This is a genomic window from Oculatella sp. FACHB-28 (assembly GCF_014696015.1).
Taxonomy (GTDB): domain Bacteria; phylum Cyanobacteriota; class Cyanobacteriia; order Elainellales; family Elainellaceae; genus JAAUTN01.
Window position 1 is genome coordinate 174962 of sequence record NZ_JACJPJ010000090.1, and the last position, 25401, is coordinate 200362.

Annotated in this window: 26 protein-coding genes, 1 tRNA gene and 1 pseudogene; 15 read left to right on the plus strand and 13 right to left on the minus strand. The window is 48.5% G+C overall.

Annotated elements, in window-relative coordinates; genetic code table 11:
* Positions 1-145 precede the first annotated feature (145 nt).
* From psbZ to H6F88_RS23945, 5 genes are all read left to right on the plus strand, one after another.
* Positions 146-334 carry a photosystem II reaction center protein PsbZ gene (gene psbZ, locus H6F88_RS23925; protein ID WP_190645237.1) on the plus strand — a complete coding sequence of 63 codons (189 nt, stop codon included), beginning with the start codon at positions 146-148 and terminating at the stop codon, positions 332-334.
* A gap of 39 nt (positions 335-373) precedes the next feature.
* Positions 374-958, plus strand: coding sequence for a 6,7-dimethyl-8-ribityllumazine synthase (gene ribH / locus H6F88_RS23930; protein ID WP_190645238.1), 585 nt, complete (start codon positions 374-376; stop codon positions 956-958).
* Positions 959-1118: 160 nt separating this feature from the next.
* Positions 1119-1190: transfer RNA gene (locus H6F88_RS23935), tRNA-Gly, on the plus strand.
* Positions 1191-1480: 290 nt separating this feature from the next.
* Positions 1481-1888, plus strand: coding sequence for a hypothetical protein (locus tag H6F88_RS23940; RefSeq protein ID WP_190645239.1), 408 nt, complete (start codon positions 1481-1483; stop codon positions 1886-1888).
* Between the two features lie 3 nt (positions 1889-1891).
* Entirely contained in the window at positions 1892-3154 is a 1263-nt protein-coding gene (locus tag H6F88_RS23945) for a glutamate-5-semialdehyde dehydrogenase (RefSeq protein ID WP_190645240.1), read from the plus strand.
* A gap of 57 nt (positions 3155-3211) precedes the next feature.
* On the opposite strand, the gene H6F88_RS23950 is transcribed toward H6F88_RS23945, so the two are convergent.
* Complete coding sequence (locus H6F88_RS23950) at positions 3212-3487, minus strand: hypothetical protein (protein WP_190645241.1); 276 nt, start codon at positions 3485-3487, stop codon at positions 3212-3214.
* Between the two features lie 504 nt (positions 3488-3991).
* Positions 3992-5221 carry a methionine gamma-lyase family protein gene (locus tag H6F88_RS23955; protein WP_190645242.1) on the minus strand — a complete coding sequence of 410 codons (1230 nt, stop codon included), beginning with the start codon at positions 5219-5221 and terminating at the stop codon, positions 3992-3994.
* 220 nt (positions 5222-5441) lie between these two features.
* Here H6F88_RS23955 and H6F88_RS23960 point away from each other — a divergent pair, with 220 nt between their 5' ends.
* Entirely contained in the window at positions 5442-6257 is an 816-nt protein-coding gene (locus tag H6F88_RS23960; RefSeq protein WP_190645243.1) for an acyl-CoA desaturase, read from the plus strand.
* A gap of 72 nt (positions 6258-6329) precedes the next feature.
* Here H6F88_RS23960 and wecB read toward each other — a convergent pair whose 3' ends face one another.
* From wecB to H6F88_RS23975, 3 genes are read right to left on the minus strand one after another with little or no spacing between them, the layout of a single operon-like run.
* Positions 6330-7478: a UDP-N-acetylglucosamine 2-epimerase (non-hydrolyzing) gene (gene wecB / locus H6F88_RS23965; protein WP_190645244.1), complete on the minus strand. Its 1149-nt coding sequence runs from the start codon at positions 7476-7478 to the stop codon at positions 6330-6332.
* Between the two features lie 29 nt (positions 7479-7507).
* The gene (gene purU, locus H6F88_RS23970) at positions 7508-8362 is read right to left on the minus strand and encodes a formyltetrahydrofolate deformylase (protein WP_190645245.1); all 855 of its coding nucleotides are present in this window, start codon (positions 8360-8362) and stop codon (positions 7508-7510) included.
* Between the two features lie 42 nt (positions 8363-8404).
* Positions 8405-10180: a DUF3352 domain-containing protein gene (locus H6F88_RS23975; protein ID WP_190645246.1), complete on the minus strand. Its 1776-nt coding sequence runs from the start codon at positions 10178-10180 to the stop codon at positions 8405-8407.
* A 344-nt stretch (positions 10181-10524) separates the two neighbouring features.
* On the opposite strand from H6F88_RS23975, the gene H6F88_RS23980 reads away from it, so the two are divergent.
* The 3 genes from H6F88_RS23980 to H6F88_RS23990 are packed head-to-tail and all read left to right on the plus strand — an operon-like array spanning position 10525 to position 13750.
* A complete protein-coding gene (locus H6F88_RS23980) occupies positions 10525-11214 on the plus strand; it encodes a glycosyltransferase family 2 protein (RefSeq protein ID WP_190645247.1) in 690 nt (229 codons plus the stop codon).
* Positions 11215-11232: 18 nt separating this feature from the next.
* Positions 11233-12648 carry a hypothetical protein gene (locus tag H6F88_RS23985; protein ID WP_190645248.1) on the plus strand — a complete coding sequence of 472 codons (1416 nt, stop codon included), beginning with the start codon at positions 11233-11235 and terminating at the stop codon, positions 12646-12648.
* Positions 12649-12667: 19 nt separating this feature from the next.
* The gene (locus H6F88_RS23990; protein WP_190645249.1) at positions 12668-13750 is read left to right on the plus strand and encodes a pentapeptide repeat-containing protein; all 1083 of its coding nucleotides are present in this window, start codon (positions 12668-12670) and stop codon (positions 13748-13750) included.
* A gap of 22 nt (positions 13751-13772) precedes the next feature.
* Here H6F88_RS23990 and H6F88_RS23995 read toward each other — a convergent pair whose 3' ends face one another.
* The 5 genes from H6F88_RS23995 to cobJ all read right to left on the minus strand — a co-directional run bounded on the left by H6F88_RS23995 (position 13773) and on the right by cobJ (position 19367).
* Positions 13773-14855, minus strand: coding sequence for a DUF3616 domain-containing protein (locus tag H6F88_RS23995; RefSeq protein ID WP_190645250.1), 1083 nt, complete (start codon positions 14853-14855; stop codon positions 13773-13775).
* Between the two features lie 101 nt (positions 14856-14956).
* Positions 14957-15523 carry a hypothetical protein gene (locus tag H6F88_RS24000; RefSeq protein ID WP_190645251.1) on the minus strand — a complete coding sequence of 189 codons (567 nt, stop codon included), beginning with the start codon at positions 15521-15523 and terminating at the stop codon, positions 14957-14959.
* Between the two features lie 135 nt (positions 15524-15658).
* Complete coding sequence (locus H6F88_RS24005) at positions 15659-16228, minus strand: DUF6658 family protein (RefSeq protein ID WP_190645252.1); 570 nt, start codon at positions 16226-16228, stop codon at positions 15659-15661.
* Positions 16229-16971: 743 nt separating this feature from the next.
* Entirely contained in the window at positions 16972-17337 is a 366-nt protein-coding gene (locus H6F88_RS24010) for a YtxH domain-containing protein (protein ID WP_190645253.1), read from the minus strand.
* Positions 17338-17477: 140 nt separating this feature from the next.
* Positions 17478-19367 carry a precorrin-3B C(17)-methyltransferase gene (cobJ, locus tag H6F88_RS24015; protein ID WP_190645288.1) on the minus strand — a complete coding sequence of 630 codons (1890 nt, stop codon included), beginning with the start codon at positions 19365-19367 and terminating at the stop codon, positions 17478-17480.
* Between the two features lie 44 nt (positions 19368-19411).
* On the opposite strand from cobJ, the pseudogene H6F88_RS34625 reads away from it, so the two are divergent.
* The 3 genes and pseudogenes from H6F88_RS34625 to arsS all read left to right on the plus strand — a co-directional run.
* Positions 19412-19501 (plus strand): annotated as a pseudogene (locus tag H6F88_RS34625) (MinD/ParA family protein); the annotation flags it as partial.
* 107 nt (positions 19502-19608) lie between these two features.
* The gene (locus tag H6F88_RS24025) at positions 19609-19941 is read left to right on the plus strand and encodes an arsenosugar biosynthesis-associated peroxidase-like protein (protein ID WP_190645254.1); all 333 of its coding nucleotides are present in this window, start codon (positions 19609-19611) and stop codon (positions 19939-19941) included.
* A gap of 66 nt (positions 19942-20007) precedes the next feature.
* A complete protein-coding gene (gene arsS / locus H6F88_RS24030; protein ID WP_242050687.1) occupies positions 20008-21156 on the plus strand; it encodes an arsenosugar biosynthesis radical SAM (seleno)protein ArsS in 1149 nt (382 codons plus the stop codon).
* A 59-nt stretch (positions 21157-21215) separates the two neighbouring features.
* On the opposite strand, the gene H6F88_RS24035 is transcribed toward arsS, so the two are convergent.
* The 3 genes from H6F88_RS24035 to H6F88_RS24045 all read right to left on the minus strand — a co-directional run bounded on the left by H6F88_RS24035 (position 21216) and on the right by H6F88_RS24045 (position 22862).
* The gene (locus H6F88_RS24035) at positions 21216-21797 is read right to left on the minus strand and encodes a DUF2808 domain-containing protein (RefSeq protein ID WP_190645255.1); all 582 of its coding nucleotides are present in this window, start codon (positions 21795-21797) and stop codon (positions 21216-21218) included.
* A 313-nt stretch (positions 21798-22110) separates the two neighbouring features.
* Positions 22111-22230: a photosystem II protein Y gene (locus H6F88_RS24040; RefSeq protein ID WP_190645290.1), complete on the minus strand. Its 120-nt coding sequence runs from the start codon at positions 22228-22230 to the stop codon at positions 22111-22113.
* Between the two features lie 74 nt (positions 22231-22304).
* A complete protein-coding gene (locus tag H6F88_RS24045; RefSeq protein WP_190645256.1) occupies positions 22305-22862 on the minus strand; it encodes a gamma carbonic anhydrase family protein in 558 nt (185 codons plus the stop codon).
* Between the two features lie 124 nt (positions 22863-22986).
* On the opposite strand from H6F88_RS24045, the gene H6F88_RS24050 reads away from it, so the two are divergent.
* The 3 genes from H6F88_RS24050 (at position 22987) to H6F88_RS24060 (ending at position 25295) form a co-directional block, all read left to right on the plus strand.
* Complete coding sequence (locus H6F88_RS24050; RefSeq protein ID WP_190645257.1) at positions 22987-23496, plus strand: TIGR02652 family protein; 510 nt, start codon at positions 22987-22989, stop codon at positions 23494-23496.
* Positions 23497-23937 (plus strand): VOC family protein, encoded by a 441-nt coding sequence (locus H6F88_RS24055; protein ID WP_190645258.1) that lies wholly within the window; start codon positions 23497-23499, stop codon positions 23935-23937.
* 155 nt (positions 23938-24092) lie between these two features.
* The gene (locus H6F88_RS24060) at positions 24093-25295 is read left to right on the plus strand and encodes a toll/interleukin-1 receptor domain-containing protein (RefSeq protein WP_190645259.1); all 1203 of its coding nucleotides are present in this window, start codon (positions 24093-24095) and stop codon (positions 25293-25295) included.
* The last annotated feature ends 106 nt before the right edge of the window (positions 25296-25401 follow it).

The window sequence follows — 25401 nt, forward strand, 5'->3', positions numbered from 1 at the left end:
CCTTTCACTCCAATCTTGCCAGAGAACTGTTTCGGGGTGTCAATTTCTGATAGCTTACTACTCAGGGCTAGTTCAGCGCTGGGGGTGGGTTCACCTGAAATGCACATAGCCTCGCTTTTATTGGGAAAAAAGTTGGGAGAAAACGATGTCAATTTTATTTCAGATTGCACTAACAGCCCTAGTACTAATGTCTTTTGCAATGATTATTGGGGTTCCAGTTGCCTATGCATCCCCTCGCAACTGGGAGCAGTCTAAGCGGCTGATCTTGCTAGGTTCAATTGTCTGGGTAGTGCTGGTATTTTTGGTGGGTGGACTCAACTATCTAGTGGTTTAAGCTGGAGAAGAGTCGATTTATTCCCGTTAGCGAGAAAACATGGCAGTTTTTGAGGGTAGTTTTACCCAAGCAGAGTCTTGGCGATTTGCGATCGTCATTGGTCGCTTTAACGACTTGATCACTGGCAAATTGTTGTCGGGTTGTCAGGATTGTCTAAAGCGGCATGGCATTGACCCTGATCCGCAGGGGACGCAGGTTGATTACATTTGGGTTCCAGGTAGTTTTGAGGTGCCGTTGGTGGCACGTCAGCTTGCTTTAACTCACCGTTATGATGCTGTAATCTGCCTGGGAGCTGTGATTCGTGGGCAGACTCCTCATTTTGACTATGTTGCGGCAGAAGTGTCTAAAGGAATTGCGGCGGCTGGTTTCCAGACGGGGGTTCCGGTGATTTTTGGCATATTGACTGCTGACACGATGCAGCAAGCGCTAGAGCGCGCTGGAATCAAGAGCAACAAGGGCTGGGACTATGCCATGAATGCGATCGAGATGGCGAGTCTCATGCATCAGGTAAAAACCGTAAACCCTGACCTTTATAGCAATGGGCTTTCGGGTAGCGCCAATCCTCAAACTCTACCTGCTTCGCTGAAGAGTGCGATCGCCCCTGAAACAGCAGAGCAAGGGTAATAGGAATGGGCTAGGAGTTGGGGGCTAGGGCAAGAAAAGCATTTTTGTTTATCCTTTCTCATCTCTTCTAATTGCCTCAACCCCTAGCCCCCTAGCTTCTACTCCCTAAGTTGCTTGACAAACTGCTTGGATTCTGGGACTATACATAAAGTCTAATTTTGCGGGTATAGCTCAGTGGTAGAGCGTCACCTTGCCAAGGTGAATGTCGCGCGTTCGAATCGCGTTACCCGCTTCAAAGAACTTTCGAGTCTGTAAGCTGCTTCCAAACTTAGTTTGTGAAGAAGGACTTACTCGTATCGAAAGATTGTGCCTACTGCAAAGTCAGATGGGTTTTGAGCTAAATTCAGGAGTGTTAGAATCGAACTGACTGAACCCAATCAGCAGTTATTATCTCTGATGAGGTCAACTTCAAGTGCCCGACAGGTTTCTGTCCCAGCTGTCAAGGATAGGTAATTAGCTACTCCTGGCAATCGATCGCTTTAGTATTCCTAATTCTAAAAACACCTCGCGCCGCCGCTGCTTGTGCAATCTCAGAAGAATCACAAGATTGACCTGAACTCTGACTATCCTTGCCCCTGCCGCCGCCGTGGTCGGCTTACCCCGATCACCCTAACTGAGGCGTTTGGCTGCAATCGCTGTCAGCAAATATTTGTAGTACAGGAAGGTGGCTACGTAATTGAGCAGCTTTCCACCAATTACCCCTATAAACGAGCTTGGCGTTGGTCTGGACACCAGTGGAGCATGGCACACTCCAGTTTGGGCAGAGGCTATCTATCGCTGACTCTGGCGATTATTTTTGGATTGGTTTTCCTTCTGCTGATCACCACCTTGCAGTCACCCCTCAGTACAAGCATCACGTTTCGAGTCATTGCAGCCCTTTTTCTCTCTGTGCTGCTTGTATTTATGCTTTGGATAGCTTGCAGGCGTTAGTTGATGGTAGTGAATTCCTTGAATTCTTCATCTGACGTAGTGACGACCGCTCTTTCCGCTTACCAGTCTTCTCTGGTCTTAGCGACGAAGAGGGGAGCAGACCGTAGCCGTGCCCTTCAGGGAATGGCAAAGGCTTTTAATGAGCGGCAGGACGACATTCTAGAGGCAAACACGCTAGACCTAGAAGCCAGCCGGGAAATGGCTGTGCCAGAACTCATTTTGGATTGGTTAAAGCTGACTCCAGAGCGGCTTCAGACGGCAGTACAGATTTTGCAGCGGTTGGGAGAGCTATCTGACCCAATCCAGCAGGTGCTAAACACACCTTTTCAGGTCGATCAGTGCCAAACTTACTGTCAGCTTATGCCTTTGGGAGTGATTGCACTGATCTATGAGGCTTTTCCAGAATTGGCGGCGATCGCAGCGGGTTTGTGTATTCGCACGGGAAACAGTCTAATTCTCAAGGGTGGCAGTGAGGCAAGCCACTCCAATCAGGTGATTGCTGAGATTTTACAAGATGCGATCGAAGATGCGGGTTTGCCGCGAGACGCTTTGAAGCTACTTCCTGCTGATCAGGGCGATCCCCTTCGGGAATTGGTGACGCAAGATCAGTACATCAATTTGGTTATTCCCTACGGTCGGTCTAGCCTGGTGCAGCAGGTGATTCGGCAGGCAACGGCTCCTGTCCTAAAAACTGCAATCGGCAATTGCTGTCTCTACTGGTCGCCTTCAGGCGGCATAGATATGGCCCGTTGGATGATTCTAGACAGCCATCAAAGTGACCCCGACCCGGTGAATGCGATCGAGAAGGTGCTAATTCATCGGGGACATAAAGCCTCATCTCTAACCACGCTCTGGCATAGCCTGAAAGAAAAGGGTTTCAAAATCAAGGGTGACGCAGAACTGGCTGCCCATTTCCCAGAACTAGCTCTGGTGGAACCCGCCGAGTGGGGACGAGCTTATTTGAATAGAACGATCGCCTTTAAGGTGGTGGATGGTCTGGAGACGGCGATCGCCTGGATCAATCAGCACAGTAGTGGTCATGCTGACTGCCTAGCTACTGAGTCTTACCAAGAGAGCCGCCAGTTTGCTTTGGGTATCAACAGCGCCATGACTTACATCAATGCTTCACCGCGATTTAGGCGCAATCCAAAGCCCGGCAACCCGATCTCACTAGGAGTGTCTAACCAGAAGGGACATCGCCGAGGATTAATTAGCTTAGAAACCTTAACTACCGTTAAGTACGTAGTTCAGGGCAATGGACCCTGAGTTGAGTAGGCGATCGCTCATCATTTTTGCTTAAAGGCAAACCAATCAAAAAATGCTTTATTCCTCTGGCGGCAACTCGGGTTTGGGTGGCTTTGGCTCATCTAACAGACTGCCTTTAGATTTTTTTAGTTCTTGCCAAAGCTGCTTGATTTGATTGTATGCATCTTCTGGCGGCACCTTTCCTCCCGTTTCTAAGCCACAAATAAGAGCCACCCGTTGGGCAAATTCTTGCAAATTAGCATCGAATGCTAGATGCTCAGGAGAAAATTCTCCCCGAAAACGCGCCCGGGGATAAAGAAACTGCTCGACGTTATCTTCATTTTTATCTGCCATATCATATTCCCACTTGAAATTACTTACCCGTGACAACCTGCCCACATATTACAAGTAATACCACTTCCAAAATTTAGAGCTACAGATGGAAGGGCACCCCGCGAAGCGGGGTGCCCTTCCATCTGTAGCTTGTTTTTGTAGAAACGGTGTAACTACCTGAGGACAGCCTCAAGCTAGAGGAGCCTAGATTCTTCAGTTTAATTTGCTAGCCCTGGATGTAATTAACGTGAGTTCGGGTTAAGCTAAACGCTGCAAGGTTTGGTATAAAAGGCTTTAGGCAAAGGGTATTGCTGTAGGCTCTTCTCAATAAGGTTGTTTATTGAGAAAAATTGCATCTGTGGACCTTGCTGACAATAGCTTGATTCACTGCAACGAAATGAGGTACGAAAAATCAGGGGTTCTGACGATTTCTTATCCCGAACTCACGTTAGTTAGGGTTTACACCGTAGTTGCTCACTGGACGAGGAATTTACAAGCAATCAAAGCTTTGTTTGACCGAGAGTCTTAAGCAACTCCAACCGCTTCGATCGCAGCTTCTAGAGCGATCGCCACATGCGTCCAGTGCGTTCCGCCCTGACAAAAGACGGTGTAAGGTTCCCGCAACGGTCCATCTGCCGAGAATTCAGACGTGCTGCCGTCAATGAAGGTACCGCCTGCCATCACCAACTGGCTCTCGTAACCCGGCATCTCGGCAGGAACGGGGCTGAGATAGGAACCGATAGGGGAATGCTGCTGGATCGCTGCACAAAAAGCAATCAACTTCTCTGGAGAACCCAACTGCACTGCTTGAATTACATCACGGCGTGGTGCAAAGGGCAGAGGATTCACTGGATAGCCTAACTGGTCAAACACAAAGGCTGTTAGGTGATTGCCCTTCATTGCCTCTCCTACCATTTGCGGTGCTAGAAATAGCCCCTGAAACAGCAGTCGATTTTGATCGAAGGTGGCTCCCCCAGCGCTGCCGATGCCAGGAGCAGTGAGCCGACAAGTGGCAGCTTCTACCAGGTCTGCTCGTCCTGCTACGTAGCCTCCTGCGGTCACAATGGTGCCGCCTGGATTTTTAATTAGCGATCCAGCGATCAGGTCTGCCCCAACTGATGGTGGTTCGCAGTCTTCGATAAATTCGCCATAGCAGTTATCGACAAAGCAGACGGTGCTAGGATTTTGCTGCTTGACTAGGTGAACGATTTTTTCGATGTCGGCGATCGCTAAACTCTGCCGCCAGGAATAGCCGCACGAGCGTTGAATTAATACCAGACGGGTATTTTCCTGTACCGCATGTTCTAACTCCTGCCAGTTGAGCGTTCCCTCCGCTGTTAGCTCTAATTGACGGTAAGAGATGCCAAATTCCTTTAGAGAACCTTGACCTTGCCCCCTTAACCCAATGACTTCTTCTAAAGTGTCATAGGGGGCACCTGCTACGGCTAGCATCTCGTCTCTGGGACGGAGAACTCCATAAAGGGCAGAGGCGATCGCATGAGTGCCTGAAACAAACTGCACTCTCACAGCAGCAGCTTCAGCACCCATGACTTCGGCAAACACCTGATCCAGGATTTGCCGCCCCAGGTCGTCGTGTCCATAGCCCGTCACTCCGGCAAAGTGATGGACTCCAACCCGATGATGACGCAGGGCAGTTAGCACTCGCTTCAGGTTTTTCTTGACCTGAGCGTCAATTCCAGAAAAAATCTGGAATAGTGCCTGTTCTGCTCGTCGCAGCCGTTCAACGCTGTTCATGGTTAACCTCCTCGCAAAAATGGGTTGAATTCAGGAATTTTCTAAGCCTGCCATCTGATTTCTGCCGGAGGTTCAATGTCTTGTCCCCCCAATCTTGGGAGAAGATGTCCGTGTTCCACCTGAAGCAATGCTGGCATTACTGTTAGCACTTGCTTTCCCAAGGCTCACGGAAATTATTGTCGCGCAGATTGGGCTGCAAAATTCATACTGAGATTACTGCATGACTATTGCAACATCAACCGAACCTCGTATTACCTGGCCCGTTGTCTTTTTTATGGCAGTGATTCACTTTGGAGCGCTGTTTGCCTTCCTTCCCAGCAACTTTAGCTGGTCTGCTGTCGGTCTTGCAGTGTTTTTGCACTGGGTTACCGGCGGTTTAGGAATCACGCTGGGATGGCACCGCTTGGTGACACACCGCAGCTTCCAGACTCCTAAATGGCTAGAGTATTTGCTGGTTTTTTTTGGTAGCTTATCGCTTGAAGGTGGCCCAATTGAATGGATTGGGTTGCATCGCCACCACCACATTCACTCTGACCAGGAATTGGATCACCACAATTCTAGTAAAGGGTTTTGGTGGAGCCACATGAGCTGGATGCTGCATGAAATACCCGCAAAACAAGAAGTTGCTCGATATACAAAAGATATCGCTGATGATCCGGTTTACCAGTTTTTAGATAAGTATTTTCTGCCGATTCAGATCGTTTTTGGTGCGATTCTTTACTTGATTGGAGGCTGGCCTTTTGTCGTTTGGGGAGTCTTCTTGCGGCTGGTTGTGGTCTATCACTGCACCTGGTTTGTAAATAGTGCAACTCATAAGTTTGGCTATCGAACCTATGAGTCGGGCGATCGCTCTACCAACTGCTGGTGGGTCGCTCTACTTACCTACGGTGAAGGCTGGCACAACAACCACCACGCTTTTCAATACTCTGCCCGTCATGGCTTGAAGTGGTGGGAAATTGACATGACCTGGATGACGATCCGGTTTTTACAAGCAATTGGTTTGGCAACCAAAGTAAAGCTGGCAGAAGCGGAATAACTAGTCATGGGCAGTTAGCTAACTTTAAGTACCTAAGCTGGCTAATTGCCCTACTTCTGTTTCTAATTCTTATTAGTCAAAGCCTGTTCGTGCAGGCTTTTTTATTTGCTTGGCAAAGTAGTTTTCTACAATGTCTAAAATTCGCTCTGCTGCGTGACCGTCTCCGAAGGGGTTTACAGCGGTTGCCATCGTTTGGTAGGCATCGGAATCGCTGAGCAGTTTCATAGCAGTAGTGACGACTTGCTGGGGATCGGTGCCGACAAGTTGGGCAGTGCCAGCGGCGATCGCCTCTGGTCTTTCAGTCGTCTCCCGCAGCACCAGTACGGGCTTACCAAGGCTGGGCGCTTCCTCTTGCAGTCCACCAGAGTCAGTCAGCAGCAGATAGCAGCGCTGAATTGCTCCGACCAGTTCAGCATAGTCAAGCGGTTCGGTGAGGAACACTCTGGGGTGGTCGCCTAGCATTGCCTGTAGCGGCTCTCGCACGGTTGGGTTGCGATGCAAGGGCAAGAGCAATGCTGTATCGGGGAATTTATCTAGGATTTGCAAAAAGCTCTGAGCAATGTCTTTGAGTGGTTCGCCCCAGTTTTCGCGCCGATGTACGGTTGCAAGCAGCGTCCGGTATTGACTCCAGTCAAGGTTGGGAATGGGGCAGGCGGGCTGTCGTTCTGCCATTGTCAGCAGCGCATCGATTACGGTGTTGCCTGTATGGTGAATGTCACCCACCACACCAGAGCGTTTCAGGTGCTCGACCGAGAGCGTAGTCGGCGCAAAGTGAAGCTGGGTTACCTGAGAAATCAGGCGACGGTTTGCTTCCTCTGGGTATGGGTTGTATAGATCATCGGTACGCAGTCCGGCTTCGACGTGCCCTACTGGAATTTTTTGGTAGAAGGCGGCGATCGCCGCTGCAAAGGCTGTCGTCGTATCGCCCTGCACCAACACGATCTGAGGTTGAATCTGCTGAAACAAAGTTTCTAGTCCGCGCAAACTGCGACAGGTGATATCGGTAAGCGTTTGCTGATGCTGCATGATGTCTAGATCGTGATCGGCAGTCAGGTCAAACAACTGCATCACCTGCTGCACCATTTCTTTGTGCTGTCCGGTAAGGACGACCTGGGTGTCAAAGGCGGGCGATCGCCGAAACTGCTGAATTACCGGGGCAAGCTTGATCGCTTCCGGGCGAGTTCCAAGGATGATGCAGACGCGGATGGGTTTAGTTGGCATGAAAGGGATCGGGGATTAAGGGTTGGGGATTAGGCGAAGACGACAGTGCGGTTGCCGTAGACGAGGACGCGGTTTTGCAGGTGGAGTCGGACGGCTCTGGCGAGGACGATTCGTTCCAGGTCTTTGCCTTTGCGAATCAGGTCGGTGACTTCGTCACGGTGGCTGACTTGGACAACATCTTGCTCAATGATTGGTCCTTCGTCTAAATCTTGGGTGACGTAGTGGGCGGTGGCTCCGATAATTTTGACTCCGCGTTCGTAAGCTCTTTGATAAGGATTTGCTCCAGCAAAGGCAGGCAAAAAGGAATGGTGAATGTTAATTACTTTGGGAAATTGAGCAATGAAGTCTGGGCTAAGAATTTGCATATATTTTGCCAGCACCACGAGGTCAATTCGGTATTGGCGCAATAGTTCTAGCTGGCGGGCTTCTTGCTCGATTTTGGTTTCTTTGGTAATCGGAATGTGGTGATAGTCGATATCAAATTGCTGGGCGATCGCCTCCATCTGCGGGTGGTTGCTCATCACCAGCGGAATTTCGGCTGTTAGTTCTCCTGATCGCTGTCGCCAAATCAGGTCATACAGGCAATGATCTTGGCGGCTGACCCAAATCGCAATCCGGGGAACGGCATCGGAAAACTGAAGTTGCCAGTTTGCTTGTAACGGTTGGGCGATCGCGTTAAATGCTGGACCGATCAGGTCACGCGGCAAATTAAACCCTTCTAGCTGCCACTCGATCCGCGTCAGAAACAGCCCCGCTGCAAAATCGGTGTGCTGGTCAGCATGAATGATATTGCCACCGTTGGAATAAATGAAGTTTGCAATTTTTGCCACCAGTCCTTTTTGATCAGGACAGGAAATTAATAGGGTTGCAGTGGGGCTGCTCATGCCAGGAGAGTATGGGGTATTGGGTTAAGGGGTTTGAATTGTTTAAGGGCTTTCGGGACTGGGGGAAGCTGGCGGAACAGATGGGGCAGGCAATTCACTTGGGCGGTCTGTCTTGTCCAGTAGAACACGGACATCATAGCGGGTACTGTGTCGATCTTGAATTGCAGCAGTCACGCCGATCGCCCGAATTGCTTGAATAAACGCTTCGTTGGCTGGGGGCAAATTGGGCACGGGAACCGGGCTATCTTCGCTAAGCAGGCGATCGACATTCACAAAAAAGTGTCCGTTGTTGGGATCAAACTCCAGGTCAACCGATTGCTCAAAGGGTTGGCTCGCGACTAGGGAAGCGTCTGGCTGCGGCAAGATGGTCTGAGCCAAATTTGCTCCAAACGCCAGAAATGCCACATCTGCTTCGAGCCAACCACGGGTAATGGTCAACCCGCTCAGGGGAGAAGTCCACTGCACCACGGGCTGTCCCTCAATGTCTGTTTCCTGGACTTGAAAACGATAGCGATCGCCTACTACTTCGTCAAGTTCGGCTAGCGTTGCATCGGCAGCAGCGCGATCGCTCGCTTTCACCATGATTAGCACCCCTGCTCTAGTCCCCACGGTTCCGGGCTCAGCGGGCGGTTCTGTGCTATTTGGTATTTCTATCACGGACAGAGAAAATTCTCCCCCCATCCAGGAAATTAAGTCTTCTTCCAGATCTAACCCGGTCAGATTGTTTAACCCTGTCCGCAGATTTTCTGGACTGAGGGGGCTAATTGGATTCATCTCAGCCCGCTGGCTGTAGTCTTGCCAAAACCGCTGCAAATTTCCGCCTGATGCCATCAGCAGCGTTTCTGCTGGGAGCAAGTCCGGTAACTTGTCGTCTCCATTTTTCACCTCGTAGACCGTCTCACTGTCTGGATCTAACCAGGCAACTCCCTGAAAGCGCAGTCCTTCTGACTCAAGGGTGACGGTTGCGGCAATACCCCGATTGTTTTGTAGCGGGGTCAGGTTTTGAGGTGGCAATGCCTGCGGTGAACCCGCAGAGGCGATCGCCCTGGCAGCGGGTGCATTCACATAAATCCGTGCAAACGGCTGCGGGGCTACAATCTGCCGCAACGCCTGGTTAAATCCAGGAGTCTGAGCGACAGAGGCTCCTCCCTTTGAGGTGTCGATCACCTGCTCGATTGCGTCACCTGCTGTGGTAATCACCAGTAGCCGATTGTCTAATACAGCAGCAGAATAGGTTTCACCTGCGCTCTCAAACTCCCGAATCTGCACACCCTGATAATCCCGTTCACTCAGGGTTGCGCCTTGTTCAGATTTGGGTTCCGTGAGAATTTGCTGAGCCCGCGCCGGATCTTCGATCGGTAGAATCATTACAGCAGTTTGAGGATCTTCCTGGGGCTGTAGAATTGGCGGCTCCGATTCCTCCGACTCCTCCGACTCCTCCGACTCCTCCCCCTCAGCGACCGGACTTTGCGCTGACAAAAATGCGACGGTGATTTCGTCTCCTACCCAGGGTTGAATGTCGCGCTCATAGTCGTAACCGTTAGCGGTTAGCAGGCGATCGCGCAGGTCTGCCAGAGTTTGGTTGAGCGAAGTCTGAGTTTCGTCCGTGCCAAACTGTCGCAGGGTGCGCCACTGCGATTCATCTGTGGAAAAGGAAAGCGTCATTAAGGCAGTTTGTGGCAACACATCCATGCCCACGGGTAGCCCTCCCGCAGGTAAGCGACGAGCTAATAGCCAGTAGGCACCAATTCCTCCTGCAACCAGGGCGATCGCTGCTCCCGACAACAGCAGCAGGGTAGACTTTCTTTTCTTAGTCACGATCTAAAACTCCATTGAGAGGAAATGAGGAGAGGGCACCTAATTCAGGAACGAAATGTCCTTATCCTCAGCCTTCCAACCGTGAAGCTACCGGAAAAGGACTCAGGAGTAGCTAACAGCATCCTACCCCTACGATATGTTACCTGCTTCGCGCCCGGATGTAGCCAGAGCTTTGAACTTCAGCAATTGATAATCTGACCGTTTGGGAGTATATTTTCTAAGCGCTAGCACAATTCAAAAAGTGACCAAATCATCAAACATTTTTCTCGAAAAATAGTTCCAAATAAATTCTATTTGATGTCATCAAAATCCATTAAAACCATCAGCAAGCTCTGTTCAAATCCATGAAACTCAGTGTTGTTATTCCTTGCTTTAACGAAGTAAAAACAATTCAAACGGTTGTTAAAGCAGTCAAAGCATCTCCCATACAAAACTGCGAAATCATTATCGTTGATGATTATTCAACTGATGGCACGAGAGAACTGTTGATTTCTGAAATTGAATCCCAGATCAATAAAGTTATCTACCACCCAGCAAACTTTGGCAAAGGGGCTGCATTACGCAGCGGATTTAGCGTGGCAACAGGGGATATCGTTATCATTCAAGATGCAGACTTAGAGTACGATCCTCAAGAATATCCTCTGCTGATCAATCCTATTCTGGAAGATAAAGCAGATGTGGTGTATGGCTCTCGTTTCGCTGGAGGCGGTCCTCACCGGGTTCTCTACTATTGGCATATGGTCGGCAACAAATTTTTGACCACGCTGTCCAACATGTTTACCAATATCAACCTGACCGATATGGAAACGTGTTACAAGGCTTTTCGCCGTGAAATCATTCAATCTGTGAAAATTGAAGAAGATCGGTTTGGATTTGAGCCTGAGATTACAGCAAAAATTGCCAAAAAAGGATGCCGAATTTACGAAGTGGGAATTTCTTACTATGGTCGGATGTATAAAGACGGTAAGAAAATTGGCTGGCGGGATGGCTTTCGGGCAATCTACTGCATTCTTAAATACAATTTATTTCGTTAGCTTCTTTAATAGTGGTGATTGTCTTTTATTAGCAGCAACACAGTCAGGCATCAATTTAAGAAAACTAAGATGAAATCACAGCCCATCGACTCACTTAAAAGAATTTGCATTGTGGGTCTGACGCTATTGCTTCTAGTACTCTATATCTACAGTGCAGTAGAGCATTCAAGGCGAATCAATTTAGACATTACGCGTGTCGATCAGGAGGCTTATTTAAGCTATACCCGAAGTCTATATGAAACCAACTATAACTTTGTAGGTGGACGCAATCGAATGCCAGTCTACCCTTTTTTGCAGTCACTTGTTTACGACCCCAACCTCACAGAAAACGAAGCTTTTACCCGTGGTAAATATTTCAATATTGCCCTGTCTGTTGCAATTCTGCCGTGCCTTTTTCTGATCTTTCAGAGATTTTTTTCACCCTTACAAGCAATAAATTTGCTGTTGATCACCGCTTTCACAGTATTTCTGTTTAGAGCAGCCTACTTTCAGGCTGAAATTTTGTTTTATTTTCTTAGCTTTTGCGGATTCCTACTTATGGCTTGGATGCTAAAGAAGCCAAGCTGGAAATTGGGAATAGCAACCGGAGTTTTAATGGGCATTACCCACCTTACCAAAGCTTCGATTTTACCCGGACTGGCATTATTTGTATTGGCTTTTCTAGCGCAATCTATTTATTTGTTTTATAGCAATTTAAGAAATAAAACTTTTAGCTTTACTGAGGTCAAAAATAACTTCCTGCTACGTATTCTCAGTCTTGCCTTAGTAATTTTTTGTTTTTTACTGACTATTTATCCTTATATCAGCACCAGCCAAAGAGTTTTTGGACATTACTTTTATAACGTCAATTCGACTTTTTATATTTGGTACGATTCTTGGAATGAGGCAAAGCGGGGAACCAGAGCTTATGGAGATGGAAAAGGTTGGCCCGAAATGCCACCTGAGCAAATTCCTAGTCTAGAAAAGTATTTACAGGAACATACCGCTTCAGACATTTTTGAACGGCTTTTTGACGGTTTGAATAAAGTTATAGTAGTTGCTAAGGATTCCTACGGATACTTTAAGTATTTAGTCATTTATTTGGCGATCGCCCTACTTACCACTCTGGCAAATCTCCGCAGCCTAAAAATCACTAAAAGCCAAGTATTTCTTCTCTTCTTTTACTTTAGCTACTTCACTGCTTACACATTGCTCTATGCTTGGTATATTCCCATTGCTAGCGGCAATCGATTTACCCTGGCACTTTTCTTACCTTTAATGTTTTGCCTCACTGCAGCCATTAATGCTAACGCCTCAGAACGTCCTCAGATTCAATTAGCAGGCAAGCACTTTTCATGGTTCCATTTATTTAATTTATTTGTGTTAGGCATGATCTTATTTGAGCTATATCCTATCCTGACCAATCGAATTGTTACAACCTTTGCAGGCACTTAAGCCAGCCCTTCAAACCTCAATGAAAGCTCGAAATTGGTTTATGGAAATTTGGCGCAAATTAGATTTGAAGTATGACAGAAATCGATTTGTGCAATTATTGCTCCTTTTTCTACTTCTGATTGGCACTATATCCTACGCCAATCACCAGGTTAATCTCAGACGAGAACAATCAGTTTTAGCTGCGTATTTTGACCAAATTACAAATTTATTTACATCAGCAGAGCAGAACGCAGTAACCGCAAAGAACGCTCAAAACTTAGCTAGAGCTAGAGCGATCGCAACCTTGCATCAGCTTAGTGGTCAAAGCAAAGGACGACTTCTACAGTTTTTGGCTGAAGCCAATTTAATTGCTCGTAATCAAGCCTTGATTGACTTGGAAGGCATGGACTTCAGCAGAGTTGAATTAATTGCAGTCAACTTACCTAATATCGATTTAGATAGAGCTAATTTAACTGAGGCAAATCTGCAGGATTCTGTTTTAGCTAGAGCAAGTTTAGAAGAAGCAAATCTGCGACAAGCGGCCCTTTCCGAAACAAATTTGAGTAGGGCTAATTTGAGTCGTGCAGCGCTGATACGAGCTAATCTCTCAGCGGCCGTATTAAAAGCAACTAACCTGTCAGAAGCAAACCTGAGAGGCGCAAATTTAAGAGGCGCAAACTTGCAACAAGCAAATTTAACAGATGCTAGTCTTGAGGCTGCTCGAATGGAAAGCGCTTTTCTGGAGAATGCACAAGCAGATAGGGCAGATCTCAATAACACCATCTTGATTCGAGCAATTCTGAACCAAATTTCTCTAAGAGATGCAAATTTGAGGTACTCAAACCTGAAAGGTGCAGAACTAGAGCGAGCAATCCTAACGAATATTGATATGAGGGCTTCTATTCTAGAGGAAGCTAGCTTGACTGATGCAGATTTAAGTAATGCAAATCTGACTCGCACTGTTTTGATCAATGCAAATATGGATAACATTAACCTCAAAGGTACTAATCTAAATTACGCTAACTTACGCGGTGCAGATGTTAGCAAGAACTCCCTCAGGCAAGCCATTCTTTGTCACACCGTTATGCCGAATGGAGAAGAAGAGAATCGAGATTGTCCCTAATTAACTCTATTAACCTGCGCAGCTACTGTTTCTTCAGCCTAAAAATATCAACAAAGATAGAATCTGAAGTAGCTTTTCTCCTAGGGTCAGGTGAGTCATAAACAATTAACAGCCCGTTAGACTGACTAAAACAGGGGAGAAGTGACAGACCTTCAGCATGATCGGTTTCCAGGGTAAAAGGAAGATCAAACTCTACCTCTAGCTCTCCTGTGTCTAAGCTTGATAGGCTATCGCTGGAATGGTTCAATGCGTGTTTGAGGCGATAGACTCGCATCGCTCCTTCAATGCTCATTGTTGGGCCTGCCAAGATTAGTAAGTCTTTGCCCTGAAAGCACAGCTCTCGAATGCCTAACCCCTTGAGATTGATAAAGTGTTTCTTATAAAGCTGCTTATCTTTACCAATTTTTTTCAAAGTAAGGATTCCTGGTTCTGTTTCCTCAACTTCTATTTCTAAGATGATTGCCCATTGTTGCAGAACGGGGCCTCTTAATCCTAAAAAGATTTTGTGTCCATGAACTGCTAATCCTTCAATGTCAAACCCGTTTTCTTTTGAAGGGATACAGGGTGAGAAGAATGGTCCTAAATGGCTGTCTTCTTTCAACGCTTCAGTTAGGATATTGCCATCATCTGTTTTTTGAAGACAGGCAGCTGTATAGGTTTTCTTAGAATTAGTTGGGTGAGGACAAGATTTGTGTAGCTCTCCTTCTGAAAACGGAATGCGAGCAATCAAATAACGGTTTAGTTCAGTTTTAACTTTTGATAGTTTGCGGATATCTTTTTCAAGATTTTTTCCTTTCGCTTTCTTTCGCTTGGTGCTGTGGGAACCTGTGAACCAAAGGTAGGGTTCACTATAGTCTAAGCCTTCAATATCGATCTCACTATCCTGGTCAAATAGGTCAACAAAATTACTGATCGCCACTGACTGATGCTTACCAAACACATGGTGATCAATGGGAAACAACCGCTCAATCGTTGTCAGTTCATCAGAACCGACCCAAAGACTACCATCGGGTGTGAAGGCAACGGCTGACATCTGCCCCAGCAAGTTGCTGGAGTCATCTTCAAATTGCAGCAATACGCGGCTGAGCAAAAAAGGGCTAATCATTTTAGGCTCCTCCGACAAATTAAAGTAAGCGTAGGGACAATGTCCCTACGCTTAAGTCTACAGGCAGAAACAATGCCCGCGATCGCAACCTAAGCTGCTATCTATGCACGACTGTCGAGCTTGTTAGAAGCATCATCCAATGCACGCTGCGTACCTCTAACAGCTTCATCGGTTCTACTTTTTGCATCTTGAACAACATTGCCTGCCCCTTCACGGGCTTCAGCAGCATTGCGACGCAGGTTGCGGCTGCCTTCTCTAGCACCTTGTTGAAGCTCATTGGTCGTTTGTCTAGCCTGTTCGCCAAGGTTACGGCCTCCCTCTTTGACGTATCCACCCAGCACCTCAGGAGCTTCTCTAACGTCATCAAATCCGCGCTGAATGTTGCGCTCTGCATTATCGACCAGACCTTTAGCTTTTGCATCAGCTCGGGTGGTGTTAGCACGGGGATCAACGTTACTGTACTCGTTCATGCCGCCTTCATTGGGCTGAACTCGTTTGTAAATCTCCATTTGAGGAGCATTGCCGGTGTAGGAACCTTCACCAGATACCTTGGGTGTGTTGGGGCCACTGCTGCAAGCTGTGCTTAACAGCATAGAAACACCTGCTAAGACTACGACTAAAGCTCGCACCAATTGGTTACGCTTTAGCCAAGAAAATGCTTTATTCATGAAAATTGCTCCGTTCATATTTGGTTTGGGGATTTGAATTTTGATTCAAACAATTCGAACTTCAATTTGAATTGTTTGAATTGATAGTCATCGAACTTGTAAATTCGGGCTTATCGATCAGCTTATTGGTCGGATTTATCGATTAAAAGCAGGGTTGCGCTGCATTTCAGGATGTTCAGTTGCAGATTCACCCATGTCAGTTAGAAACTCAGAAGCATCCTTAAATGCTTCTTCCGTTCTTTCTAAAATCTTTGCGTTTGGATCACTGCGATCGATGCTGAGCTGACGACGAGCGGGCACCTGCTGAGCGTCTCTTTTCAAAATGTCTGAATCTACTGGCCCAATATCAGGACTCTTAGTTTCTGTTGCACCTGCACCGGGGTACAGCAAATCAGAAGCGTTGCTTCCAACGCCGTTGCTTGCTAGAAGCTGATCAAAGCTAAAAGGCAAGCTGGCGCGATCGCCCTGTCTGTTTTTCTGATTAACTGCGGGATCGTTACTCATGCGATAGTTTGTATAGCCGTCTCCGCCACCCTTATGAGGGTTGTTGTTTCCGCCTAGTTGAACTGGAGGATTTTGGGGACGCGCACCTTGCATATTGCCAGTGTTGCAGGCGGTAGTCAAAAATAACGCTGCTCCCACAATGAGAACGGATACAATCTGCCGCAACCTTAACTTTTTGAAAATTGAAAATAGTCTATTCACGAAATGCTCCTTATCGCGCTAACGACACACTGAGTGGATCAAACAAAGGGCATAATGCTTCTTTTCACAAGGTTTTCATGAGATAAAGAAGCGGTCGCTTGCTCGACTCAGAATGTCTATTGCTTTAGTCAATTACTTCAACTGACAATCGAGCCACTAACCGTTAGCTAGTAGCCTTGTTGACAGATGAAGCTGCTTTACAGTTTTCCTGCTACTTTTTCAGTGCAGGAAGAACAACTTTTCTGGTTACCTGATAAAGGTTACGAATATAAGAGCGGCTGTTCCCTCTAGCAAAGGTCACATTCATATCTTGTTTTCGGTTTAATTTTCTCTGACTCTAGAGAGACTCTGACAATAATTTGTATGCTCTGTTATACCAATTCCAAAAACTAGAACCGTAGATGGAAGGGCACCTCACTCTGCGGGGGTGCCCTTCCGTCTACAGTTCTTTTTGGAGAAATATTGTTAGCTGCTATTTATATATGTGGCAATATATGCAATTTCTTAAACAAAAAATAAAACAAGGGGACTAAAGCCCCTTGTTTAGTAAGAGTAGACGTAGTCTAATGTGAGGAAACTGGTAAGACTAATTTCGTTAAAGCAGCGATCGCACCATGCTTAAGCTAAATAGACTTACTGGTTAATGTGCTAGGGCAGAAATAACCAGTAAATGGGCTTAATGCTTGTACGACCCTGCTTAGCTGAGTTAGGTGCCTGATTGTGTAGAACTAGTCAATATCTACTTAGTCGCGGTTGGTCAGCTTCTCTAAGCCCCGCTTGAGTTTATCTTCTACCGTGTCAGCGTTCGCATTTTCAGGGGTGTACATATTTTCCTGATTCGCTGAACCCTGAACTTCGTTGATCCCCTCGTTTGCTTTCTCACGAGTTGCTTCCCCGGAAAGCACACCTCCCCGTAGGGCATCTTCTGAATCTCCGTAAATTTCATTTAGTGGCTCTTCGCCCTGGTCAGGTCGGCTTGAGCTATCTAATGTTAAAGGCTTACTGTAGGCAGGATAAGCATAGGAAAACATCATCAAAACACAAGCAAAAGCGATTACCAGAAAACGAACTGGACGCAATGCAGATAAGTTAAAACGAGTCAAACGCATATAAACTCCTCGTTAATTTCAGAAGTGATAGTGTAAGAGCCATTTGAGTTGGTGAACTGCAATGAATCTGCATTTCAACAGGCACAAATAGGTCTTAGACCATTGGCTCAAATTTGACCCGTTCCTACATCTACACTCAGTTAGATCTCTGTCTGCGAAAACCCCAAGTAACCCCGTGGGGTAATCATCCAGTCGGCGTAGACGCGGCTGCTTTGATTGCCAATGAGAACAGTGGTTAGCATATCGATGGAGGCTTCCAGGAAGTGGGCGAGCGTTGTTAATGTGATGTGTTCGTCTTGTCGGTACGCGGAACGGATAAGGGCGACGGGAGTATCGGGGTCTCGATGTTTTAAGAAGATTTGTTGAGCGATCGCAATTTGCTCTGTACGAGTTTGCGATCGCGGATTGTAAAGTGCTGTAACAAAGTCTGCCTGAGCCGCAGCCGTCAAACGCTGTTCAATCACTTCCCAGGGGGTGAGTAGATCACTGAGACTGATTGCACAAAAGTCATGCATGAGCGGTGCGCCGACTCGCGAAGCTGCTGCTTGTAGGGCTGTAATTCCTGGAAAAACTTGTACGGCGGGTGTTTTGCCGTCCCAAGAGAGCGATCGCAATTCCTCTAGCACCAGTCCTGCCATGCCATAGATGCCGCAGTCGCCCGACGAAATCACTGCAACCGTCAACCCCCAGTCTGCTAAAGCGATCGCCCGCTTAGCCCGCTGTCGCTCTTGCGTAATCGGCAGTGCTTCAATAATTTGTCCTGGTCGCAGCAAAGACGACACCAATTCCACATAGAGCGTGTAGCCAATCACCACGTCTGCTTGAGCGATCGCCATTTGCGCCGCTGGAGTGATTTGGTCAAGCTGACCTGGACCTGTACCAACTAGCCAGAGCTTTCCCGTGCGCCCAATATATTCCTGCTCGGACTGGGCGATCGCCACCGTCACCGCTCCAGGTTGGTTTTCAGCGCGAACAATTTGCTTGGAGACGCGGAGAGAGGGGGAAAGAGAGGGGCTAGCCCCTAAAACCGCCGCTGCTTCCGCTACGCTCGGAGTCCCCACTTCTGCCTCAACAACGGCTGAAGGAGTCGGGACTTGGACAGTGCGAAGTTGCTCGGCGGTGAAGCAACGGAGGGGGAAGTGGCGATCGCGGCAAAGTTCTACTAACCCTACCTCATCGGCTTTCAGGTCGATGGTGGCAATTCCGGCGATCGCCCCTTCTGCCAAGTGATTTGCTTGCAATACTTGCTGAATCGCGGTTTCGATCAGTTGGCGAGAGGTGCCTCGTTCGCAGCCGATACCCACCCACAGCACGCGGGGATGCCACTGCACTTTGGGCAAATCGGCTTCTGAGGAAAATTTGCGTTGAATGGGACTGATCCACACCCTGGCTTTGGGTGCGGGGACGTCTTCTTTTACTTCAGCCGTATGTTCAGGGAAGCCAAACTGGAAGGGATGAGGTTCGGGCAAATGGGACTGCCACAGGGTTGATCCAGCTTCCTGAATAACTTGAATCGGTTCCTGACGGGCGATCGCTGCACTTACCCCTGTCCAGTTACCCTCGCCCCGGTGCCAGCCCCAGGGAATTCCTAATACGTCGATTCCAGGTAAACCAGCCCCGTTTGCCGCACCAGTCAACACAGGCGTTGCACTGATTTGCAGAGCAATTAATCGGGTGAGGCGATCGGCACCACCCTGATGTCCACTGCACAGGCTAATGACAAATTTGCCCGTTTCGTCAACCACGACCACAGCCGGATCAGTCGATTTGTGCTGCAATAGCGGCGCAATCAGACGTACAACTGCCCCTGTCGCTAAACCAAAAACAAAGCTGCGATGCTGTGACCACAACGTTTCTAAATGAGCGCTGAGGGAACCGCTGTAAACCTGTACCGCTTCCAGATGTTGCAGAGAATCTGGCACCCAAAGGACTGTGTTGGTCGCCTGACAAATTGGGCGCAGTCGCTTAACCGAAGCAGGGGTGGTGGCGATCGCCACCAAAGGCTGAAAGTCTTGAAACAACAATGGCAAATCCACCTAATCTAATCAACAAGTCAAACTCTCAACAGGAAATTATTAGCATTTCTGATGTGCTGCTGATTGTTTTGCGCCCCGACCATCAAGATTATCAGGGAACGGCCGTCGCAGTTTGGGTGGCTCAACAGTAATAGAAAGAATGCTTAAGCGTTGGAGCTAAGTTTAGGGCAATGGGGAAGGGGACTTACACTAAAGAAGGATTTATCCAATACCCTGAGCGGCTTAGAACAAAACAATGGAGCAATATTACAAACCGGAGCATCTGCCCCACTTTGGTCAAATCGGCGAAGGCAGTCCAGAGCTAGCAGAAAAGTTTTTTGCCTACTATGGTGCCGTTTTTGCAGATGGGGCTTTGTCTGTTAGAGAGAAAGCGCTGATTGCCCTAGCGGTTGCTCATACGGTGCAATGTCCTTACTGCATTGACGCCTACAGCAAGGAATGCTTGCAGCAGGGGTCAGATTTGGAGCAAATGACCGAGGCGGTGCATGTTGCTACGGCAATTCGGGGCGGCGCATCTCTAATTCATGGGTTACAGATGCTTGACCATGTGAAGCAGGTGGCGATGTAAGGGTTAAGGGCTGGGGACTAGGGGCTAGGGTGGGCTTGCTAGTCACCGTAATTCCAGGGAATTTCGATGAAGTTGAAGTGGGAGCGGTTTTTGATGGTTGAGGTGCAATCTGAATCAGTAGAGGAGTTGGAAGGCGTAGAAGCGGGGGCTAAACCGACTACTTCGCTGTATCGGCGGCGATCGCCCCTCTCCAGTCCTCAATACCAGATCGAGCGGTTAGCAGCCGTTGACCTATCTCATACGCCGCATCAGGCAGATTTTGCAAAAACGCTAGCTAGTCAGGGAATTCAGACATTTCGTCCTGCTCGGCTGGAAAATTTTCAGATCAACGTCGGCAAGCTGTGCAACATGACCTGTCGCCACTGCCACGTTGATGCTGGGCCAGACCGAGTCCAGGAAAACATGGATCGAGCCACGGTAGACGCTTGCCTGCGGGCGCTTGACCAGACTGAGGCTCACACCGTTGACCTTACGGGCGGCGCACCGGAGCTAAATCCTCACTTTCGCTATCTGGTTGAGGAATGTGTTGCCCGTGGTAAGCACGTTATCGATCGCTGTAACCTCACGGTGCTACTTCTGCCCCGAATGCAGGACTTGCCGGAATGGTTTGCTGAGCGAGGCGTTGAAATTATTTGCTCGTTGCCGCACTACCGCAAGTTCAACACAGATGCTCAGCGAGGAGACGGCACGTTTGAGAAATCAATCGAAGCATTGCGGCGGCTCAATGCAGTTGGTTATGGCAATGGCGATCCACAGCGACGGCTGACTTTGATGTCTAACCCTGCAGGGGCATTTTTGGCAGGCAACCAGGCAAAGATGGAACAGGAGTGGAAAGCTGGACTAGAGAAAAATCACGGCGTTCGGTTCGATCGCTTGATTGCCCTCAACAATATGCCAATCTCCCGTTTCCTGGAATGGCTGGAGCAGTCCGGCAATTTGCAGCGCTATATGGAAGTGCTAGTGAATGCTTACAACCCCGCGACTGTTGCAGGTTTGATGTGCCGCAATACTCTCTCGGTTTCCTGGGATGGCAGGCTGTTTGACTGCGACTTTAACCAAATGCTGGATTTAGAGTGCCAGCTGCCCGGACAACGACCCCACATTCGCGATTTCGACCCCAAGCTTTTAGCCCAGCGCGAAATTGTCACGGGAACTCACTGCTTTGGTTGCACTGCCGGAGCCGGAAGTTCCTGTGGTGGGGCAATTGATGCCTGAGGTATTGCTCTATAGCCAGGGAGGCAGAGCTTTGCCCTGCCTCCCTGGCTATAGATGAATTAACGCCATGAAAACGGCAATGACCCACCGGCTTCGTAAAAGTTGAATCGTCCATAGCCCAGGAATTGTCCATAGGCAGCCTCACCTGACGGAAAGGCCGTTACACCAAATAGGTAAACGCCTTCACTGCGAGGATTTCTTTCTACCTTCAAACCAAGTGTGACTACAGTTCCAGGAGGCACAGGCGGGTCAAAGGTAATGGAGACTGTTTGGTTTTCCTCGTCTGCTGTTACATTGCCCAAGGTCAAGGCTTCGCCGCGATCGCCCCGTGTTCCAACAAAGGCGCGGCTGTCTTCCGGCTCAAATTCAACCCTGCGGACAAAGTTGCTGGCATTTTGTTGAGCAATTTCAATTCGTCCTAGAGGCTCACCCGCATCCTGGGGCACTTCCAACGTGAAGTAGTAGGTGGGGTTATAGGCAGAAACGCGATTTCGAGTCGTCCCTGAATCGACCAGGCTGGGGGGGCGCTCAAAATAAACTCTCCCATCTGAAAGTTGGACTGCCTGAGCAGTAGGGCTGAGGATTGCAGCGAACCCTATCGTTGCGGCGAGGGTTGCGCTTAACCAGGTTGGAGTACGCATTTTTAATTGAAACTATTTGTTATGGAGGGCTTCCTCCATTCTAATTTTGGTGATTAGGATTGAGGCGATCGCCAGCCTGAGCGAAGCTTCAAAAAAGAGGGAGGCGATCGCCAGGATCACCTCCCTCCCCTAAACTACTTACCTAAGCAACGTGCAACTTTTTCAAACTTCTTGTGAGATTGGATATCTTGCCGTCCAATTAAGCAGGCAAGATGCCCACTCCACAACAAGCTCTGGCTTCCAGTTTGGCTTCCAGAACGAGTTACACATCGCTTTACTTGCGACAGAGCGTCGTAAGGCAGATGCGTTAAGCTCAAGCCTGCTTATCAAAAAAGCCCTGAAACTGTTTGAGAGCCGCTTGCCCAATGTTAAAAACAGCCCAGCCAGCAGCTAGCAGAACTGGAGAAAAAACAACTAGAACGCGCCAGTCAATATCCATGTTCGAGATCCTCCCCTAAAGATTTATAAACAAATCTCATCTTTAACATTATTCTGCGCTGAATTGGCTCAATTTTCCAGTTCTTTTTTCATATTTGTTTGCAATACGAATCCCAGATTCGTTCCTTTGCCTGCGTGGACCAGTGCTAGCTGCTCGTATTTCTGGGCATGTTCGATTAAATCGGCAGCTTCCTCCTCTGAAACTGGGCGAAAGATTTTTGCAGGAACCCCGACGACGAGCGATCGCGGCGGCACATCCTTCGTCACTACTGAACCTGCCCCGATAATGCTACCTGCTCCCACTCGCACCCCATTCAGCAAGATTGCTCCAATGCCAATCAAACAGCCCTGCTCAATCTCAGCCCCATGAATCACTGCCCGATGTCCAACCGTCACATATTCGTGCAAAATCGTCGGTTGCCCCGGATCGTTATGCAAAATGGCTCCATCCTGCACATTTGTGCATCTGCCAATCACAATTCGTTCCACATCCCCACGCAGCACCGCCCCAAACCAAATACTTGCGCCAGCAGCTATCTCTACATTCCCCACAACCGTTGCAGTGGGGGCAACGAAAGCCGCTTGAGATAAATCAGGAGGTGCCCAAAAGGGTATCGATGAAGTCATATCATGCAGAAGGATTAGTAACTTTTGAGTCTAATGCCCCTAGAATGGGCATTGAGGGCGCAACCCCCCAGTTATAATAAGGCCACTGGCACTGGTACATAGCGAACATGCTGCCTACAATTTCATGATCAATCCGGCCCTACAGTACCCAATCTTCGGACCTGAAATTCAGTGCCCTCACTGTAGACAGACGATTCCGGCATTGACGTTGACCGATACCTACTTGTGTCAGCGACACGGCGCATTTGAGGCAGATCCTAAGACGACAGAGCTAGTTCATCTTCAGTCTGGACGGCACTGGCGACAGTGGAACAACGAATGGTATCGGCAACACACCCACCCCGATGGCATCCGCTTTGAAATTCACGAAGCGCTCGATCGCCTCTACACGCAGGGCTACCGAGCCACCAAAGTAATCATCGCCCAACGCTATCAAGACTTGATTAGCACCTACCTGGAGCGCAGCGCTCCCTGGCGGGGGCAGTCTGACTCGTCTCGTCCACGGCTCTATGGTCTGCCCGTAGAATTCAGTCCTGACCCTAAGGAAAACCCCTGCTGGGATGTGATCAACTTTGACCTGGAAAAAGAACCTGGCGCGCCTGTAAGGTATCCCTATTTCCGTTTGTTTGAGTGAATGCACCACGCTTCTATTCGCACGGCTGATATTTATAAAGCGATCGCCTTCTACGAACTATTAGGTTTCACCGTTTGCGAACGGTTCACGGCAGGTATTACGTTGGCTTGCTGGATGGAGGGGTTGAATGGTCGTGTTGAGCTATTGCAGGTGCCTCGTCCCCGTCCTGCTGCAGATGCGTTTGAGGACGAGCATTACACAGGCTACTATCACCTTTCGTTTGACCTGACCGAAACGGTTGAGGATTTGCCTCAGTGGTTAGAAAACTTGCAAACCAAATTTTCAGATGCAGCGCAGGAGTCTGAGCAGGTTCAGCCTTTGAAGGTTTTGCTCAAACCGACGCAGCAAATGATTGGCGATCGCGTCTATGAAGTAACTTTTATCGCAGATGCGGACGGGCTACCGCTAGAGTTCATCCGAAGGATGGGAAATGAAGGATAAAGACGTACCTCCTGCCCTGTCCCTCAACCCCTAGCTCCTAACCCCTCTCCACTAGTTGAAATTCCGCTTTTCGGGAAAATTTGTGAATTTTTCCGAATTCTAGGATAGCGTCCTCGTAGTTTCGTTCTAAGCCTCACGCTATTCTGGAGAGCAGTATGGCGGATATTTTTATTTCCTATTCCCGTAGAGACAAAGAATTCGTTCGCACGCTTCATCAGGCTTTGAGCCAGAGCCAGCGAGATACCTGGGTTGACTGGGAAGATATCCCTGTCACCGCTGAGTGGTGGAAGGAGATTGAAGCCGGAATTGAAGGAGCCGACACCTTTATTTTTGTGATCAGCCCTGATTCAGTTGCTTCTAAGATTTGCTATCAGGAAGTTGAACATGCTGCCAAGCTAAACAAACGTCTGTTTCCGATTGTGCGGCGAGAAGGATTTGCCATTGAGCGGGTACACGAAGCGCTACAGAAGCATAACTGGCTGTTTTTTCGAGAAGAAGATGACTTCGACTACGCCTTTGAGACCCTAATCAAGGCTGTAGACACAGATTTAGATCATGTGCGGACTCATACTCGCCTTTTGGTGAAAGCGATCGAGTGGGATGATGCAGGACGCAATGATGGATTGCTGTTGCGCGGCGGCGGTTTAGCGGCAGCAGAGCAGTGGTTGAAACAATCTGACGGCAAAGCACCACAACCGACTGAACAACACAAGAACTACATTACAAAAAGCCGTCAGGCTGAGAAGGCAATTCGCAGAACAAAGCTGATGGTAGGTGTAGGGGCTGGCGTGATGGGAGTGATGCTGGCGATCGCCACCACCACCGGAATCCGCGCCCAGCAACAGATGGAAACTACCCGCTCTGAAATTGCAGCCCTGCGACAAGAGAAAGCTGACCTGGAAACCGAAACCAATCGCGCAATCAGAAACCTCCGATTAGCAGAGGCAAAACAACAGCAAGCGGTTGATGCCGCAAATCAGGCAAACCAGGACTTGCAGGCTGCGGTAAAACGCGAAACCGAAGCACAAGAAAAGGCTAAAGCTGCTCAAACTTTGGCTGTCCAGGCTCAACAAACTCAGCAACAGGCTGAAACTGCCGCTGCCGAAGCTGAGCAAAAGCAACAAGCTGCTGAAACTGCCGCTGCCGAAGCACAGCAATCCAACGTGCAATCATCGACCGCCTACGAAAAAACGCTGGAAGACTTGAGAGAGCAGTGGCAACGAGGCGATCGCCAGGATGCCTTAATTCGACTAGCAATGGCTCGTATCTGCCAGCTAGAAGGTCGAGGCGAAGAAGCAGACTTGAGAGCCTGCATCCGAGAAACCCTAGATGTAACGCGATCGCAGATTAGCGAGTAAGAGGGGGCGATCGCCCTTTAACCTCGAAGCGTCTTGTTTAGGATAGGAGCAATTCTGTTTTAAACAGGACGTTTCTTGTTTCAAGTAGGAATAATCCTGTTTCAAG